This window comes from Parvibaculum sp. (assembly GCF_049671045.1).
Classification (GTDB): Bacteria; Pseudomonadota; Alphaproteobacteria; order Parvibaculales; family Parvibaculaceae; genus Parvibaculum.
On record NZ_JBATUH010000040.1, the window covers coordinates 1 to 1,612 of the forward strand.

Here is a 1,612-nt window from a genome sequence, read left to right on the forward strand (position 1 = left end):
CACCGGGAGCGTCGTCCACCCGCCCGACAGGAGGTAGCGACCATGGCGAATGAAGAACTGCTGAAAAAGGCTGTCGCTGCATTCAACGCCCTGTCGCCAGAGCAGCAAGCTGAAATGCTTGAAAAACAGCGTCAATCATGGGTCCGTGGTAATGTCGGATTGAGCCGTGATGAACGTGGCATCACCACACCTACCATACCCACGAACACCCGCCCCGCCGCGCTGATCGAGGGGTTGGCGGTGGCCTTTTATCAGGTGTTCTTGCAGGAGGCTTGGATTGACTGCCCACTTTCCGCTTATACCGTTTATTCAGAGAATGGAGAGGAAACCCGTAAGCTTTGCGATCACTCGCAGGCCGAGGCCATCATTGCGGCGAAGGTCGAGCAAGAGCGTCTACGGTTTGAAGGCGACCTTGATAAGTGGATGAAGATCATTGGCGCTGGCATTACCGGCTATCAGCCGGAAGCATATGCCCTGATGGACTTGGCGTGTCACGAGCTTGTTAAGCTGCGAACCGACAACGCGGCGCTGACTGCTCGGGTTAAGGAGTGGACTGAGGCTAAAGGCAAGTGCGAGGAGTTGGTGACGGTTGGGCACCAGTATAAACTTAATGACGATTGGTATCTGTCCGATGCGCCAGAAGTTCTCAGAAAATCCGGGTATGAATTGCGCGAAGTCGTTACCCGTGAGAATGCTGAGGCTGTCAGGGCCAAATTCGTAAGGGATGCAGGCAAACACTTTGCCAAGACCTGCATGATGGCTGAGGAGATAGAAGCCCTCGAAACCCAACTTGCGACGGCAAGGAAGGCGCTGGAGTGGTACGCAAACCCAGAAATCTACAAGCAGCATCCGCATGGCTCTGCCTTTGATAACAGAGACGTAAGTTATGTTGCCCGCACCGCCTTGGAGACAAGCCATGACCCTCATTGACAGACTATCCAAGCTGGAAGGGCCTGATAGGGAAGAAGTTGTAACAACACTGATGGACGCTGCCGCGATCATTTCCTGTTTCGTAAAGCCTGAACAATGCTGTTCTCGGAATGACCGCGTCTTTTCCGCGCTCGATACTCACAACAGGATTGCCGCCATCTTGCGCGCAAAGGAGGCCAGCAATGCCGAGTAAGGAACTGATCGAGAAGGTGGAAAACATCGTTCTTGAAGCCATGTTTCACGGAAGTCACCCGCGCAATGTCGCCGAAACCGCCATTTCCACCATCCTCGCCGCTCTACAGGATCCGACAGATGAGATGGTTTGCGCAGTCGATCACGACGATTGCGCCACACCAGACAACGCACAGCGCGCTTGGCGAAAGATGCTCAACGCCAGCCCACTAGGGGAGCAGAGCGAATGAAGCTGACAGTCACACAAGTTCATGTGCTTTCGTATCTCAATAAACAATCAGGTCAGGCTGCCCTTTCGGGGTCCGGATTGTCTTCTGCGAAAGCGTTACTCAAAAAGGGCTTTGTTCGATACTACGGGCGAAACTATTTCGCCATCACACCAGAAGGTCGCCAAGCCCTGAAAGGCGGGGAGTAGATGAAAACTGAGTTTTCAACCGAATGGGACAGCAATCACGAAGGCTACCGGGCAATTTTCAACGCAGCCCTGTCA

Annotated in this window: 4 protein-coding genes; all 4 read left to right on the plus strand. The window is 53.7% G+C overall.

Features of this window, described 5'->3' with window-relative positions; genetic code table 11:
* Positions 1 to 42: 42 nt before the first annotated feature.
* Genes WBG82_RS04965 through WBG82_RS04980 form a run of 4 tightly spaced genes read left to right on the plus strand, consistent with a single transcriptional unit; the run spans position 43 to position 1,537 of the window.
* Positions 43 to 930 carry a hypothetical protein gene (locus WBG82_RS04965; protein ID WP_424422124.1) on the plus strand — a complete coding sequence of 296 codons (888 nt, stop codon included), beginning with the start codon at positions 43 to 45 and terminating at the stop codon, positions 928 to 930.
* Entirely contained in the window at positions 917 to 1,123 is a 207-nt protein-coding gene (locus WBG82_RS04970; protein ID WP_424422126.1) for a hypothetical protein, read from the plus strand. The genes WBG82_RS04965 and WBG82_RS04970 overlap by 14 nt, the downstream gene beginning before the upstream one ends.
* Positions 1,113 to 1,352, plus strand: a complete 240-nt coding sequence (locus WBG82_RS04975; protein ID WP_424422129.1) for a hypothetical protein — start codon at positions 1,113 to 1,115, stop codon at positions 1,350 to 1,352. The genes WBG82_RS04970 and WBG82_RS04975 overlap by 11 nt, the downstream gene beginning before the upstream one ends.
* A complete protein-coding gene (locus WBG82_RS04980) occupies positions 1,349 to 1,537 on the plus strand; it encodes a hypothetical protein (protein ID WP_424422132.1) in 189 nt (62 codons plus the stop codon). Before WBG82_RS04975 ends, WBG82_RS04980 begins: the two co-directional genes overlap by 4 nt.
* Positions 1,538 to 1,612 lie beyond the last annotated feature (75 nt).

Bases quoted from the DNA above. Each gene is read 5' to 3' on its own strand.
- WBG82_RS04965 (WP_424422124.1), top strand. From the start codon at position 43: ATGGCGAATGAAGAACTGCTGAAAAAGGCTGTCGCTGCATTCAACGCC.
- WBG82_RS04970 (WP_424422126.1), top strand. From the start codon at position 917: ATGACCCTCATTGACAGACTATCCAAGCTGGAAGGGCCTGATAGGGAA.
- WBG82_RS04975 (WP_424422129.1), top strand. From the start codon at position 1,113: ATGCCGAGTAAGGAACTGATCGAGAAGGTGGAAAACATCGTTCTTGAA.
- WBG82_RS04980 (WP_424422132.1), top strand. From the start codon at position 1,349: ATGAAGCTGACAGTCACACAAGTTCATGTGCTTTCGTATCTCAATAAA.